At 56.3% G+C, this 16,315-nt stretch carries 11 protein-coding genes and 1 tRNA gene; all 12 read left to right on the plus strand.

What is annotated here, in order from left to right; translation table 11 throughout:
- Positions 1 to 131: 131 nt before the first annotated feature.
- The 12 genes from C9990_RS14580 to C9990_RS14635 all read left to right on the plus strand — a co-directional run bounded on the left by C9990_RS14580 (position 132) and on the right by C9990_RS14635 (position 16,312).
- Entirely contained in the window at positions 132 to 2,420 is a 2,289-nt protein-coding gene (locus C9990_RS14580; protein WP_106803722.1) for an acylase, read from the plus strand.
- 212 nt (positions 2,421 to 2,632) lie between these two features.
- A tRNA-Cys gene (locus C9990_RS14585) sits at positions 2,633 to 2,706 on the plus strand.
- A 390-nt stretch (positions 2,707 to 3,096) separates the two neighbouring features.
- The gene (locus C9990_RS14590; protein WP_003210521.1) at positions 3,097 to 3,600 is read left to right on the plus strand and encodes an RNA polymerase sigma factor; all 504 of its coding nucleotides are present in this window, start codon (positions 3,097 to 3,099) and stop codon (positions 3,598 to 3,600) included.
- On the plus strand, positions 3,597 to 4,436 hold the full coding sequence (locus tag C9990_RS14595) for a FecR family protein (RefSeq protein ID WP_106803723.1): 840 nt from the start codon (positions 3,597 to 3,599) through the stop codon (positions 4,434 to 4,436). The genes C9990_RS14590 and C9990_RS14595 overlap by 4 nt, the downstream gene beginning before the upstream one ends.
- A 91-nt stretch (positions 4,437 to 4,527) precedes the next feature.
- On the plus strand, positions 4,528 to 6,927 hold the full coding sequence (locus C9990_RS14600) for a TonB-dependent receptor (RefSeq protein ID WP_216864358.1): 2,400 nt from the start codon (positions 4,528 to 4,530) through the stop codon (positions 6,925 to 6,927).
- A 1,751-nt stretch (positions 6,928 to 8,678) separates the two neighbouring features.
- Positions 8,679 to 10,088, plus strand: coding sequence for a TolC family outer membrane protein (locus C9990_RS14605; RefSeq protein WP_106803725.1), 1,410 nt, complete (start codon positions 8,679 to 8,681; stop codon positions 10,086 to 10,088).
- Positions 10,089 to 10,205: 117 nt separating this feature from the next.
- Positions 10,206 to 12,341, plus strand: a complete 2,136-nt coding sequence (locus tag C9990_RS14610) for a type I secretion system permease/ATPase (RefSeq protein ID WP_106803726.1) — start codon at positions 10,206 to 10,208, stop codon at positions 12,339 to 12,341.
- 24 nt (positions 12,342 to 12,365) lie between these two features.
- Entirely contained in the window at positions 12,366 to 13,775 is a 1,410-nt protein-coding gene (locus tag C9990_RS14615; protein WP_106803727.1) for an HlyD family type I secretion periplasmic adaptor subunit, read from the plus strand.
- Between the two features lie 86 nt (positions 13,776 to 13,861).
- Positions 13,862 to 14,410, plus strand: a complete 549-nt coding sequence (locus C9990_RS14620) for a hypothetical protein (RefSeq protein WP_106803728.1) — start codon at positions 13,862 to 13,864, stop codon at positions 14,408 to 14,410.
- Positions 14,411 to 14,420: 10 nt separating this feature from the next.
- A complete protein-coding gene (locus C9990_RS14625) occupies positions 14,421 to 14,774 on the plus strand; it encodes a hypothetical protein (protein WP_106803729.1) in 354 nt (117 codons plus the stop codon).
- Positions 14,775 to 15,093: 319 nt separating this feature from the next.
- The gene (locus C9990_RS14630) at positions 15,094 to 15,393 is read left to right on the plus strand and encodes a hypothetical protein (RefSeq protein WP_106803730.1); all 300 of its coding nucleotides are present in this window, start codon (positions 15,094 to 15,096) and stop codon (positions 15,391 to 15,393) included.
- A gap of 136 nt (positions 15,394 to 15,529) precedes the next feature.
- The gene (locus C9990_RS14635; RefSeq protein ID WP_256595090.1) at positions 15,530 to 16,312 is read left to right on the plus strand and encodes a hypothetical protein; all 783 of its coding nucleotides are present in this window, start codon (positions 15,530 to 15,532) and stop codon (positions 16,310 to 16,312) included.
- The last annotated feature ends 3 nt before the right edge of the window (positions 16,313 to 16,315 follow it).

A 16,315-nucleotide genomic window follows, 5' to 3' on the forward strand; every position in this document is an offset into this window, starting at 1 on the left:
GTATCGGTTTTGTCACAGTCGCGCCGCCTTAAATAAACCTCGGCGCGCGCTAAATTGTCCGCGGCTTTTTGCGTCCTTACGGTGGGGTAGCTACCCCTGGTGAGGGTGTTCAATTTGACTGTGGAGTCTGCGTGATTATTTCCAACGGGTTGTCCAGGGTGTGCGTGGCGGGGCTGTTGCTGGGGTTGAGCCTGGCCGCATCGGCGCGGGAACAGTCGACACAAGCGTCGGCGGATATTCGGCGGACCAGTTTCGGCGTGCCACATATTCGTGCCAGCGACGAGCGCGGCCTGGGCTTGGGCATTGGTTACGCGTATGCCCAGGACAACCTGTGCCTGCTGGCCAATGAGGTGGTGACGGTGAATGGCCAGCGCGCCAAATTTTTCGGTCCCGAGCAGTCGACCCTGGAGGAACGCAACAACCTGGCCAGTGACGTGTTTTTCACCTGGTTGAACACGCCGCAGGCCGTCGCCGCGTTCTGGAACGCGCAAAGCCCGCAGATCCGCCAGCGCATGGAGGGCTACGTCGCCGGCTACAACCGATACCTGAAAGAGCAGGGCGCTCCCGCGCAGTGCCAGGCGGCATGGGTGCGGCCGCTGGAGGTTGGCGACCTGGTGAAGCTGACGCGCAGGTTGTTGGTTGAAGGCGGTGTCGGCCAGTTTGCCGAAGCCCTGGTGGGCTCGGCGCCGCCTCAGGCGACCGCCAGCGTGCGGCCGACCGCCAAGGCTTTTGCACTGGCAGACGCCCAGCAACAGCGCTTTAGCCTGGACCGCGGCAGTAACGCGGTCGCGGTCGGCCGAGAGCGTTCGTTCAATGGCCGTGGCATGTTGCTGGCCAACCCGCATTTCCCGTGGGTGGGTGGCATGCGTTTCTACGAGATGCACCTGACCATCCCCGGCCAGCTCGATGTGATGGGCGCCGCATTGCCCGGCCTGCCGGTGATCAATATCGGTTTCAACCAGCATGTGGCGTGGACCCATACGGTGGATACCTCCAAGCACTTCACGCTGTATCGCCTGACGCTGGATCCCAAGGACGCCACGCGCTACCTGCTCGACGGCAAATCCATCGCCCTGGAAAAAAACACGGTGACCGTGCAGGTCAAACAGCCGGACGGCAGCATTCAACCCATGGTGCATCCGGTCTACAGCTCGCAGTTCGGCCCGGTGGTGCAATGGCCGGGCAAGCTCGATTGGGACAACCACTACGCCTTCAGCCTGCGCGATGCCAACCTGGGCAACGACCGCGTGCTGCAGCAGTGGTACGCGATGAACCAGGCCAGCGACCTCAAGGCCCTGCAAACCTCGGTGCATACGCTGCAAGGCATTCCATGGGTCAACACCGTGGCCGCCGATGATCAGGGCCAAAGCCTGTACATGAACCTGTCGGTGGTGCCCAACGTCAGTGCGGCGAAGCTGGCGCAATGCAGCGACCCGCGTGCCGGCCTGCAGATGATCATCCTCGACGGCGCCCACAGCGCCTGCGCCTGGGATGTGGATCCGCGCGCGGCCCAGGCCGGCATCTTCGCCGCCGACCAATTGCCACAACTTGCGCGCACCGACTACGTGCAGCACTCCAACGACTCGGCCTGGATGGCCAATCCCAAGGCGCCGCTGACCGGCTTCTCACCGGTGATCAGCCAGGACCACATCGGCCTTGGCCCGCGTGCGCGTTTTGCCCTGCAGCGGCTGCAGTCCCTGGAGAAGCAACCGATCCGCGTTGCCGACTTGCAGAACATGGTCATGGACAATCAGGTCTACCTCGCCGGCCAGGTCATGCCTGACCTGCTCGAGTTCTGCGCCAAGCAACTCGGCGCCGACGCCACCACGTTGCAACCGCTGTGCAGTCGTCTGAACACCTGGGACCGGCACGCCAACCTCGACAGTGGCCTGGGCCTGGTGCACTTCATCGATCTGGTCGAACACCTGCAGCAAATCCCCGACGCCTGGCGCGTGCCTTTCGACCCGACCCAGCCGCTGACCACACCACGCGGCCTGGCCATCGACCGCGCGCCTGTTGCCCAAGCCCTGCGCGAAGCCATGCTGGCTTCCAGCGCAGCGGTCGCCAAACTCGGCCTGGGTGCCGACAGCCGATGGGGCGATATCCAGGTGTCCGGCCAGACCCCGGTGCATGGCGGCCCGCAGGAGTTGGGGATCTACAACGCCATGCAAACCGTGCCTCGCGCCGACGGCAAGCGCGAAGTGGTCAGCGGCAGCAGCTACCTGCAAATCGTCACCTTCGACGACCAGGGCCCCCATGCACAAGGCGTGCTGGCATTCTCCCTGTCGAGCAACCCCGCGTCCGCGCATTCCAAGGACCAGACGCAGCTGTTTTCACAGAAAAAACTGCGCACGCTGCCCTTCACCGACGCCCAGATCAAGGCCGACCCGGCGTATCAGGAACGGCGCGTACAGGAGTAGGGCAGGCACGCAACTCCTTGATCCCCATGCGAAATATTTTTGAAATCAAGGGGTTGCAGGCAAAAGCAAATGAGTACATAATGGCGCCCATCGAACGCAACGAAGCATTAAAAACTTCAATGTATTCAATGAGTTAGAGTAGAGGCAGGGTTTTATAGCCCACTCAAGTTTTTATGCGGTGAATGTCAGTGGTAAGGGCATTGATCGTTTGAGGCCGAGTAGCAAAATGGTTATGCAGCGGATTGCAAATCCGCCTACGCCGGTTCGATTCCGACCTCGGCCTCCACTCTTAGAAACCCCGTAGATTAACGTCTACGGGGTTTTTTATTGCCTGGGATTTGGGCAATCACTTCCGCAATTTTTTGGATCGCTTCCACAAGTAGCCTGTTTTTAGCATCGAGCTGACAGAGAACTTTCACCGTTTTTGTTATGAGCTGCCTTCGCTCCCTAGCCATAGCTGCATTCAGATTAGGTTCTTAGGAGCGACAGCTTTCGGCCCAGAGTGTGTAAAAACGCTTCGCCAAAATTGAAGTGTGCGCGTCTACGTTAAATCTGAAATTTATCGGCACGTCAGCAGTAGCCTTGAACTCCCCCTCGCTATCTCCCCCTCAACCCTTTATGATGAGATCTATTCTCATAAACGCCAGTTCTCGGAATGCCCACACATCACCCCCTGATGGCCGCCCTGGCTCTCCATTACGACGACCTAGTTGACTACATCAAGCGTCGCTTCCACGGCCGAGACTTCGCACGCGACTTGATGCATGAAGTGTGCGTGCAGATGCTGGAGAAACCACCCCGCGACCCCATCGCCACGCCTTTGGCGTTCCTGCGTAAAACGGCGTTCAACCGCGCCATCGACCGTATTCGCGCCGAGCGTACGCGGCAGGCTCATTTAAATGGCCATGTGCCCGAGTACCTGAGCGTCGACGATTGGGACGGCGCCCAGGCGCTGGATTTCGAGCAGCAGCTGGCGGCGTTGCTAGACATCATCCAGGCGTTGCCCGTGCGTCAGCGGCAGGTATTCCTGCTGCATCGCATCCATGACATGTCGCAACGGGAGATCGCAGAGGAGCTGGGAATTTCGGTGAACATGGTGACCCAGCATTTCGGGCGGGCCATGAAGACCATCGGTCAGCATTGGGAGCCGGCGCGCCGAGCCCTTCGGAAAAACCCATGAATTCCTCGCCTTCCCGTGACCCCAAAAACGATCTGCTGCAGCCGTTCGCGGACGCTTTGCGTGAGCGCGTGCCGTCCAAGGAAACCTTGCTGGCCGAAGGTAAAGCCTTCACCAAAAGCTGCCGCAGCAAACAGAAATCCCTGGGTGCCGGATTGTTGGTCCTGGCGCTGGCAGGTGGCTTGTGGCAGTTGGATCCGGCCTGGCAGACGGAGGATGTGCAGGTCGCCATCGGCCAACGTCAGGAAGTGCGTTTGCAGGATGGTAGCTTGGCGATGCTCAATTCCGGCGCTCATCTGCGTATCGAAAAACGCCTGCGCAGCCGTCAATTGGAATTGCTGAACGGCGAAGCGATGTTCACCGTGGTACATGGCGATTCGCCGTTTATTGTGCGTAGCCAGGGCGTACGAGTGCGGGACATAGGCACAATATTCAATCTACGCAGCGATGAGCGTGGGGTGGATGTGGGTGTGATCGAGGGCAGTGTCGAGGTCAACAATGACCACACCGCGCCACGCCTGCTGAAGGCGGGCGAGCAGGTGCGTGCCACCGCTGAAGGGGTCGGCACGGTGGCACCGGCAAGCCGCGAGGCGCTGACGGCCTGGCAGCAGGGTAAGTTGCGCTTCGACGGTACGCCACTGAGTGAGGTCGTGCGCGACCTTCAGCAGTACCGCGAGCAGCGTATTAAAGTGGCCAACACAGCCACCGGTGAACTGCGCCTGTCGGGGGAGTTCGACAGCAAAAGCGTCGAGACACTGATCGAAATGCTGCCGCGGATTCTACCGGTGAGCCTGATACGTACCGCCGATGGCCGCGTGATTCTCAACAAGACTCGCTAACAGACAAGAATTATTTTCAACACGACATCAAGATTCCTACAGCGTCATACGCCATTGCCCATAGAGAGCACTTTCATCACTGGGGATCACAATGGGTAAGAACACGCGAGTGCAACGTCTGGCATTACTGGCTTCCAGCCTGTTACTGGCGGGGGCCGCCAATGCGCAATCCGCCACCTACCGCTTGGATATTCCCGCGCAAGCGCTGGATAAGTCCCTCAATGCGCTGGCGCAACAAACCGGCAGCCATGTGCTGTTCGCCACGGATATCGCCGAGGGCCGGCAAGCCCCGGCGCTGCACAGCCAGATGACCGTGGAGCAGGCCCTGCAAAGCCTGATCGGCCAAAGCGGCCTGCAGGTGCAGAAGGTCGACGACGGCAGTTATTTGATCGCCCCATCCGCCAGCGATGACGCGCTCAACTTAGGCGCAACCACGATTCAGGGGCACGCGCTGGGTGTGACGACGGAGAACTCCGGGTCCTACACTACGGGCGCGACGAGTACGGCAACCAAGTTGCCGCTTACCCTGCGCCAAACACCACAATCAGTGACGGTGATCACCCGCCAACAAATGACTGATCAGGGCTTGGGCACAATCTCTGAAGTATTGGGGCAAACCCCCGGTGTGTCGGTGATGCATGACGACAGCGAGCGCTTCAACTTCTATTCCCGTGGTTTCGCGCTGAATAGCTTCCAGTACGACGGCGTGCCTACTTCAGATTTCACCACTAACACCAACGGCCTGGGTGTGCGGGACATGGCCATCTATGACCGGGTGGAGGTCGTACGCGGCGCCACTGGATTGATGAGCGGCGTCGGCAGCCCGGCGGGCGTGGTCAACTTAGTGCGCAAGCGTCCTACCACGGAATTCCAGGGGTACGTGTCTGGCAGTGGCGGTAGCTGGGATCGCTATCGCACTGAGATGGACCTGTCCGGGCCACTCACGCAAAACGGCGCAGTGCGGGGTCGGGTCGTCGCGGCATACGACGACTCCAACTCCTTCATCGATTACTACTCGTCGAAGAAAAACGTGTTCTACGCCATCGGTGAAGCCGACATCAGCGACAACACCATGGTGTATGGCGGTATCGACTATCAAAAGATCAACTCCAACGGTTCCAGCTTTGGCCAGTTGCCGTTGTTTTACGCCGATGGCACGCGTACCGATTTTTCCCGCTCGAAAAACCCGGCGGCCAGATGGGCCTATGCCGACAGTGAAAGCACCAAGTACTTTGGCGGTGTCGAGCATCATTTCGACAATGACTGGATGCTGCGTGTCGAAGCCAGCCACTGGAAAGGCGACACCGAGCAACTGCAAGGCAACCTGATCGGTTGGGGCCCTTACCCAGACCAAACGACCCGTCAAGCCCAGTTGTTCCGTAGCCACAAGACCTATGTCATCAACACCGATTCGGTGGATGCTTATTCCACCGGGCCGTTCTCCTTGCTCGGTCGCACCCACGACTTGATCCTGGGGCTTAATGTCAGCGACCGCCGCTCGGATTACTTCTCGCAAAATGCCGATGCAACCTCTGCGCGCCCGAGCGTGGACTTTGACAACTGGGGCAATAATGCGCCTCGCCCTACGTCCTACGTAACCTGGAGCTCCCAGGATTATCACATCAAGGAAGTCGGCGCTTTTGGCGCGGTGCGCCTCAAACCTACGGACGATCTGTCCGTTATCCTAGGTAGCCGCGTCGTCAACTACAAGCGCGAAGGCGAACTGGGTTATAACTCTGACCCGGCCAACCCTGACCATGATGATGCCAAGAAAACCGGCAAGGTCATCCCCTACGCTGGCGTGGTCTATGACCTGACTGAGCAGCATTCGGTCTATGTCAGCTATACCGACATTTTTGAACCGCAAAGCAACATCGATATCAGCGGCAAAGTCTTGGAACCCATGGCCGGCAAGAACTACGAGGCTGGCCTCAAGTCCGAGTTCTACGGCGGTGCATTGAACACCAGCATCGCGGTGTTCAAGACCAAGCAGGACAACTTTGCGCAGTACGTAGGCAGCACCGACGACGGTCGTGATGCTTACGAGGGTGTGACCAATACCACCAAGGGCTTTGAGTTGCAGGCCTCCGGCGAAGTATTGCCGGGCTGGCAGGTACTGACCGGGTTCACCTATTCCCAGCCGCGTGATGAGCAGCACAACCGTATCGACTCCCAGCGCCCTGAGCGCCAGTTCAAGCTGGCAAGCACCTACAAGCTCAACGGTGCGCTCAAGGACCTGACCGTTGGCGGCAACGTTATCTGGCAGGGCAAGACATACTTCGTCAACGAGTCACTGGAATCGGAGGCCAAGGAGGGTAGTTTTGCCGTGGTCGGTTTGTTGGCACGTTATGACATCGATAAGCACCTGAGTGCCTCGCTTAACTTCAATAACATCTTTGATCGCGAGTACTACACAGGCTACGGCCTCTACAACAGCTACTACAGCGGTGATCCGCGCAACGTGATGGTGGGGCTCAAGTACCAGTTCTGAAGACGCCTGCGCCATTCAACTGCCAGAACACCCGTCGATGGTGGCCAGGGAGAGTAGACGACTACGCTCCACTGGCCTATGGCACGATCAGTAAGCTGACTTTCCAACACGCATTATCGAACAACCAACATTTCAGGATCTTGTCCGCTTTGACGCGATATTCGCCTTGAATGAAGCATTTCATCAGGCAGTTCCTGCGTTAAAATCTCCAGCAATCATACACACGATGACATTTATGAAAGCGCCGAGAATGACTAAGACACATTCCTCTCACATGGCTCGAAAGCTAGTGAGACTTGGCAGGACTGTTAAACATGAATTCAAGGCTGACAACGAGACATACGAATGGTATTTGGAATGGGAGCACGTTGAAGAGCCTCCATTACTTTCCTCACAAGATAATTAGGATAAACCCAGCCACGAACGCTCCTGTGACTGATTAAGGTTGGAAGATTTAACGCTGCAGATCTAAGCACGATGGAAGCCTTTTTACACAGTCTCGGCCAAGCGCTGTCATCGCTCAACTCCTGAGTTATGCGACGATTCGCTCGCACCGCTGGGTAAAGCTTTGCGATGTCGTGCGAGTCTGTCGCAGGTGCTCAATTTTCTGCGACATGAAATGCGATAGCTGTGGCTCTGCGACGGATTGGGTGCAACTCTGACACGCTCGCCATTTCTCAGGGCAGGGATCAGCAACCGAAGCCTGTCACACAGTCGATTTTATGCCTGACACAAATGTCCGGACATGGCCGATTGCCGCCTTTCGCGAAGGGCAGCTTAGGGTCGATTGTAGCCGGTCGCAAAAGACCGGAACCGACCCGAAGTGACCCTCATCATGTTGCATTATTATAATGCCGATGTCCGAGCTGTTCATACCGCCGATACTCCGGACTTGTTAGGCTAAGGGTGGGGGCCACGGTCAATAAGGTGCGAAGAGTGCTAGTCCAAGTGTCAGTAAATGAGGTCCGGCTGGTAGGGACCGCATCAGAGTTCAACAGTATCTCAAGGGCGATTCGCAAGTGTAGAGTCGGAGCCTTGACCCTCTTGCCGATTGAGATTCGGCGATGTGAATACAGTGCATTCGAAATCAGATGCACGACGGGAGCTGCGGCTGTGGGCACGCAGGGAGATGCATTTTTCATTGCTTATCCTGAAAGTCTCAGGCGCACTCTGTCGCCACTATTTTCAATGCCGCTGGAAACCCCACCTCGCTCCTCGTTCTTCCTGAGCGCATCGCAATTGGATGCTTTACGTGTTCTGATGGGCGATTCGCTGACTATGGTCCTACAAGTTACCGACTCAACCCGGTGATGAGCCTGTGCTCTGTTGGTCATTTCTGTCCGTCGCGAGAGGCAGAAATCGGCCAGAAGCGGTCCTTTGAAAGCGTATACGGAAGAAGGACCGATTCAAACCATTTGGCGTAAGGTGCAGGTTATGCCGCATTAAGAATCTAGTACCTCAATCGGTGACGATTACCCCGAATCAATTTGTGATGTCGAGCGCCGAAAATGGCTTACTCACTCACATCGTGAGCATCCGATTTAGGATGCACGATGGTTTACGGGCCTTCCCCGGCCGCTCGCGCTTTTTTCGATGTGCCCTCCCTATAGAACAACGGCAAGTGATTCTTGGCAATTCGCGGATGCGCGCAGACTCCAAACGGTAACAATTAACGCTCTACACTCCTTGCCGATTTGCGATACCTGTAGCCCCACGAATGCCGAGAGGCATCGTTTTGAAAATGGATTTTCATGAGTAACTGCACAAGGATTTGCTGTGTGATTGTCTGTGTATTGGGCGTTTTCAATCCGGTACTGGCCGAGGATCAGCTTCGGCGCGCAGACCTGATGAGTGTTTACCAGCAAGCAGCCATTAACGATGCAAAGCTTTCCGCCGCCCGACACGCGTTCGGTGCGCAACGTGAGGCTATCCCTCAAGCGCGAGCGGGGTTACTTCCCACCCTCAGCGCTGGCGGGTCGGTGGAAGCAGTGCGACTGGAACGCGACCAACCTTCGTTGACGCGTACCCGTAATCAAAAAGTATTCCAAGCCAATCTAAATCAACCGGTGTTCCGGCTTGATCGCTGGTTTGCGCTTGAAGCATCGCAGGCGAGTACCGCTCAGGCAGAACTGGAGCTGTCGGCAAAAGAGCAGGAATTGATGTTAAGCGCTGCGCAGGCTTACTTTGAAACGCTGCGCGCACAGGATTTATTGGCTGCATCCAAGGCTGAAGAGGCAGCGTTGCTGCGTCAGCAGCAAGCGCAGGCTCGTTTGGACAATGGCGCTTCCAGCATTACCGATTTACTGGATGCACAGGCTGCCTTCGACACGGCCACCGCTAATCGCAAGCTGGCTGAGCGAAAAGTGGAGGATGCCTTCGAGGGGCTTTCTCGACTGACGAAACAGCGCTATTCGTCCATCGAGGCGATTGCGCATCAACTTCCCATAGAAACGCCTCAGCCCAATGACCCAAATGTGTGGGTCGGCCGGGCTGTGCAACAAAATCTTGCATTGTTGGCAAACAATTATGCCGTCGCCGCCGCCGAGCATACGCGTAGCCAACGCAAGGCAGGTTTTGCGCCGACGCTGGATGCGGTGGTCTCCTATCGCAAAGGCGATAACGACAATTTCGGCTACAGCAATCCCACGGACTTTGGGCGTTCCGGCTATTACGGCGACGTCGCGCAACGCAGTGTGGGGCTTGAGTTGAATATTCCGCTGTACTCGGGTGGTTCTACGCGTTCCCAGGTGCGTGAAGCCACCGAGCGTCTGGCACAGAGCGAGGATGAGCGCGAAGACCAACGGCGTGAAGTCGTGCAGAACGTGCGTAATTTGCACCGCGCCGTCAACTCCGATACCGAGCAAGTGATCGCGAGGCGCCAGACTATCTTGTCCAGCCAGGCGTCTGTTAAAGCCAACCAGGTTGGGCGTGAACTGGGCTCACGCAATACGGCCGACGTGCTCAATGCCCAGCGTCAACTCTACAACGCGGTCAGGGATTACAACAACGCGCGCTACGACTGCATCATCAACACGTTGAAACTCAAACAGGCCGCTGGGACGCTGAGTCCAGCCGATCTCTCCAGCCTGGCTATGTACCTGACTAAAAACTACGACGCCGATAGAGACTTTCTGCCGGTGGATGCACGAAATCAGCGTTAATCAAAATGCGCACTTCAAGCTTCCACAAGACCCCACTGTCACACAACCACCATGAATCTGGCGTAGAGGTGTGCTGCACTTTTTGATTGAACACTTTTGAACTGGCATGGATGCGCTATGAGCGAACAAGGCTCACATACGGAATTACCTGTAGACACGGGGCTGGCCTGTTTGGTGGTGCTGGCGCGCCTGCATGACATTGCGGTGAGTGCCGAGCAGTTGGCTCACGAATTTGGCCCCGAAGGCCGCTCTTGTGCAAAACAGGAATTGCTATTGGCGGCGATGAAGTCGGGCCTCAAGGCCAAGGCTATCCGCACGACGACGGGGCACCTCAACCAAACCCCACTTCCGGCGATTGCGACAGACCTTGACGGCACTTTCTTTATCATTGCCAGGGTCGACCAGGGAAAGGCGCTGATTCACGATCCCCGTCAGGCGCGTGCCGAAGTCATCGACTATGAAACGTTGCAGTTACGATGGACCGGCGAGTTGATTCTCCTGCGATCCGAAACGGGGTCGTCCAATCAACCTTCTCGGTTTGATTTCACCTGGTTTATTCCAGCCATCATCAAGTACCGCAAGTTGCTCGGTGAAGTGCTGTTGGTGTCGTTCGTACTTCAAGTGTTTGCGCTACTGACGCCACTGTTTTTCCAGGTGGTGATGGACAAGGTATTGGTCCATAACGGACTGACGACTCTGGACGTGGTTGCCACCGGATTACTGGGCATCATGATTTTCGAGTCGGCCTTGAGTGGCCTGCGCACTTACCTGTTTGCCCACACCGCCAGCCGCATTGATGTCGAGCTGGGTTCGCGGCTGTTCCGTCATTTGGTCAATCTGCCCTTGGCGTACTTTCAAGCTCGGCGGGTTGGGGACTCCGTGGCCAGGGTGCGTGAGCTCGAAAACATCCGCAGCTTCCTCACCGGCAACGCCATTACGGTGGTGCTCGATGTGCTGTTCTCAGTGGTTTTTATTGCTGTGATGTTCTACTACAGCGCGTGGCTGACCTTGATTGTCCTGTTGTCGCTGCCCTTGTATTTCTTGGTATCGCTGATAGTTACACCCGTCCTGCGTGCGCGTTTGCAGGATAGCTTTGCACGCGGTGCGGAAAACCAGGCATTTCTGGTCGAGACCGTGAATGGCATCGATACGGTGAAGTCCATGGCGGTTGAACCTCAGGTCGTCCGCAAATGGGAGGGTCAGATTGCTGGCTACGTTGCCGCAGGTTTCAAGACCCAAAACCTGTCGGCGATTGCTAACGAGAGTGTGTCCTTTATTGGAAAACTGGTCACGGTAGCGACGCTTTGGATGGGCGCACGCCTGGTGATTGACGGTCAATTGACGGTGGGCGCGCTGATAGCGTTCAACATGATGGCCGGCAGGGTCTCCCAACCGATTATGCGTCTGGCGCAGCTCTGGACCAGTTTTCAGCAGACCGGCGTTTCTGTGCAGCGCCTGGGGGATATTCTGAACTCGCGCACGGAAATGGCTCAGGCGGCGCGCAGTGCCCTACCACCGTTGAAAGGTCATATTGAATTTGACCAAGTGCATTTCCGGTATCGGGTGGATGGCTCTGAAGTCTTGCGCGGTATCAGCGTGCAGATCGAGGCAGGGCAAGTCATTGGCGTGGTGGGGCGTTCGGGTTCTGGAAAGAGCACGCTGACGCGTTTACTCCAGCGCTTGTATGTTCCGGAACGTGGGCGAGTACTGGTCGACGGCATGGATCTGGCGTTGGCCGATGTGTCGTCGTTGCGCAGGCAGATTGGTGTGGTGCTCCAGGACAACATGCTGTTCAACCGCAGCATTCGGGAAAACATCGCACTCACAGACCCCGGTATCGCGTTGGAGTCGGTCATGCAGGCCACACAGATGGCCGGCGCCCACGAGTTCATCCTGGAACTGCCTGAAGGCTACGACACCGTGGTCGGGGAGCACGGGGCCTCCTTGTCTGGCGGCCAGCGTCAACGAATCGCCATCGCTCGCGCGTTGATCGGCAACCCGCGCATCCTGATTTTCGACGAAGCCACCAGCGCGTTGGACTATGAGTCGGAGCGCGTCATTCAGCAGAACATGCAAAGCATTTGCGCCGGTCGCACCGTCATCATCATTGCGCATCGGCTGTCCGCAGTGCGTGACGCCCACCGCATTCTGGTGGTGGACCGCGGACAAATTGTCGAGCAGGGATCCCATGCTGAATTGTTGGCACATCAGGCAGGACATTACTCACGCCTGCACCGCATGCAACAAGGATAAAAACAGGGCAGGGAGATAGTCAGCATGGCATTGGCACTGCTACAGCGTTATCGGCAAGTCTGGAGAGAGTCCTGGGGCCAGCGCAAGAGGATGGAAACGCCCAAGCGATTACCCCATGAGCTGGCGTTTATGCCGGCTGCTTTGACCTTGCAGGACAGCCCGGCGCATCCGGCCCCGAGAGTCTTCGTTTGGGGGATCATGCTGTTTTTTGTCCTGGCGCTTGCCTGGGCTTACTTTGGAACCATCGAAGTGGTGGCCGTCGCCCCCGGAAAAATAGTCCCCAGTGGTAAAACCAAGCTGGTCCAATCCAGCGAAACTGCGGTGGTCAAGGCGATCCACGTCAGTGACGGGCAGCGTGTGCAAGTGGGTGAAGTGCTGATCGAACTGGATGCGACTTCGGCTGATACTGAGGTACGACGCACGCAGGGTGACTTATTGGCAGCGCGTATAGATCGCGCCCGTAGTACGGCGATGTTGCAGGCTATCGAGCACCAACAAGAGCCGATGCTGGCGCGTGACAGCATGGTGGATCTCAGCCCCGAGCAGACGCTGAGTGCCCAGCGTTGGTTGCAAGGGCAATATCAAGAGTATCGAAGCCAGTTGGCGCAGGCAGACGCTGAGATCCTACAGCGCACTGCGGACATCCAGGCTGCGCAGGTGCAGGTGGTCAGCTTGCGTCAGGCGTTGCCGATCGCGACACAGTTGGCTGAGGACTATCAACGCTTGCTAGCCCAGCAATATGTTGCCCGCCATGAGTACCTGCAAAAGGAACAAGCACGCTTGGATGTGTTGCGCCAACTGAGTGTGCAACAGGCCAGCGTATTGCAATCCACGGCTGCCCGGGGCGAAGCACAACGTCGACGCGAAGGCGTGGTGGCGCAGACTCGACGCGCCATGCTGGATCTGCAACAAGAGGCTGTCCAGAAGGAAGCGAGCCTGGTTCATCTGCTGACCAAGGCCCGCTATCAAGAAGCCCTTACCCAGCTCAAGGCGTCGGTAGCTGGCACTGTCCAGCAACTGGCGGTGCATACCGTGGGTGGTGTGGTAACGCCAGCGCAGGCATTGATGGTCATCGTGCCTACCGACCAGCCCGTTGAAGTGGAAGCCCTGCTGGAAAACAAGGATGTGGGTTTTGTCCGCGCCGGCCAGGCGGTGACGGTCAAGGTGGAAACCTTCACCTTCACCCGTTATGGCACCGTTGAAGGGGAGGTGATCGGGGTGTCCAACGATGCGATAGACGATGAAAAACGTGGGCTCGTCTACAGCAGTCGGATTCGACTGAAAGAAGATTATTTGAATATCAAGGGAGAACGCGTTGCGCTGTCGCCGGGTATGTCGGTGACGGCGGAGGTAAAGACGGATCAGCGTCGGGTGCTGGATTACTTCCTGAGCCCTTTGCGCCAGCATGTTCAGGAGAGTTTGAGAGAGCGCTAGGCGGACTATTTTCATGGATGGGGGTTCGGTCTTGCGCGGCTCGAACAGTCTTAGGTTCAAGGTCCTCACTTTCGATGGCGTGCTCTGTGCAGCTAAAACTGAAAATACTCCTCACGGCGATACTTCTTACGACGATTCCACTTATAGGGAGCGCCACAGTGCCATGTACTTTTGAAAATAAGGGGCTGGGTGGTGGGCCGTCTTTTAAGTTTGATTTTTCAAAAGAAGAGTGCCGGCTCGTGGAGACCCGTGACGGCAGTGTTGTGACGCTTACAGTTCAATATCCGGAGATGAAATTGATAGGTGCCAGAGTGGTGGATGACTCTGTGGTTGTCTTGCGGATGAGCCATATTGATTCTGAAAGATACGACCAAAATGGAATCGTCGGAACGCGGGAGCCAGATAGGCGCTTGGGCACTATCGATATTTATGATGTTGGATCTGTCGAAATGTATCGTTTTCGTGGCAAGGACGGTGAAGTTGTCTTTGTGACGAATATGGGAAATACCTATTTGGCTAAAAGGCTTGTGGCGGGAGACGTATTTGTTTTTTATCAATATTCGACAAGCCACCAGGATCTTGAATATTTAGATGCGACTATCACGGATTTTTTAAGTCAGAAACTGGTTCGCTGAGGGGCTAAGTATGAACCTTGTTGAGTTTGATTCGAATCAAAAGGCTGTGTTGCAGGGGTTTCAGGATGCCAAGAACTATCCTGCCGCCTATGAATATATGAGAAATATTGTCAATGAGAAGCTCCTTTTAGCGTCTGATGAAGCCACGAAAAGGGATCTAATCATCGCCTCTAATTGGCTCAAGGCTGCAAAGTCGATCAATAGTAATGATGGTTCTTTTTCAAATGAGATGGTGCGCGGTTCAATGTATGTCGCCGTCGATCTTACTGGGCGGAATTTGACTGATGCTGAATTTCAGAAGGCATCCGATCAGTTGGCGGCTTCTGTTGTGGGTTCGGTCGTAACTGTCCGCTTATGGCTGTAGATTCAACCGGTCGCTAGCTAACGTCAGCTTTTGGCCGACAGCTGTCGGCCGTACCGTAGCCTGCCCGCCATCTGTGCAGCCGGCAGCAACGGCCCGAGGAGGGGAGATCAAGGTTGATTCAGGCACAACCATTTGGATGTCAAAAAGCTGGATCAGTCACGTGATTGCCCTTGTCAGCCCGTACTGTCCGCCTCCAATCGTCAATCATCCTGGCGGAACGTACTCAACCACCATTAGCCCGGTTGGACTGCCAACGCGTGGAACGACCCGCTATGCCTGTAAGTCTACCTGTATCTACTCATGGGTAAGGTACAGCGCAATGGATAAGACAATCACCGTCGATCAACTAGCTACCATCGACCTTAGATCAATCAACGAAATATGGCTCGGCGAAACGCATACCCAGTTATGCCTATGGCGTGGCGAACAGGTCTTTACCCACGAGATGATGAGCGAGGGCACCCACGATCAGAATGTCCGACGCCTGTGCGTGCAGTTGGTCAACTCTGACGATCAAGCCGCCGTGGCCAGCGTTGAGGTAATTGTGCGCGAACGGCTGGAAAAAATCGGGAAGGAGGGCGAGTTTTATCCCGCAGAGGAGGCTGATACTCATCAATAAGAAAAGGAGTATCGGCCATTCATGGGGAGGTAACCCAAGGCCTGTTGTCGCTTGCAAGCGTATCTTCCACTGGTGAGCGTGGAACGCTTAGGATTACTCACTCAATTCAGTAACACCATGGAGCAGTGAACAGGTTATGGAGATTGAATTTCGCGGTAATGGCATGCGTGACAACCCGTCTGTAGGTACATGCGATGAGTACGCTGTGAGCGGGATTATCAGCTTTGACGATCTCGCCGAAGCTCGTCGTAAGATTGCTGAGGCGCACCCTGGATTTACACCTCTGTTCTCGCTCGATGATCTGCACCAAGCCCGCTACACCTCGGGACATGCGCGCAACAATTCAGGGATGGACGATGCATCGGAGCAGGACATCGCGGGTTTACCGCCAGAGTGCTTCGAGAATGGTGAATACATAGGTTATCCGACTACGAAAGCGGAGTTCGCAATCTGTCTTCGCAATTTCATGAACCTGGTTGTAGCCACGTCTTTCGAAGACGCTTGCGCTCATGGTTTGACGCTGGATGAGCAGGCCGTGCAGGAGTGGATCGGTTATCAGAACAACCCTGTCTCTCTGCTGGAACAACCCCTTTCAGCTGTCGTGGTGCCCGTTCAGCAGTCTTGCCAGGCACTCGCGGCTTTTCCGAATGGCTATTTCACTTCCGACCTGGATCCAGCGAAGAACTTTGCGGTTGCGCGTCATTTTTCGAAAGCGCATGGCTTTGAGTTGATGGGCGTAGGTGCTTCTTACATCGGCTTCATTCGTGCTGAGCCGCTTGATACATCCTTGGCTGACGTCGTAGCCAGAGACTTCTGTGCGCTCTACAACACTCGCGATGAAGACCTACAAGCACGCGTTTGCGCAGTTGCACAGGCGATCTCCGGTCGGACGCATTTGTGGCTCCGTTACGTGGAATGAACT

Origin of the sequence: Pseudomonas sp. S5D5, from assembly GCF_003013355.1 — a bacterium.
Classification (GTDB): domain Bacteria; phylum Pseudomonadota; class Gammaproteobacteria; order Pseudomonadales; family Pseudomonadaceae; genus Aquipseudomonas; species Aquipseudomonas aylmerensis.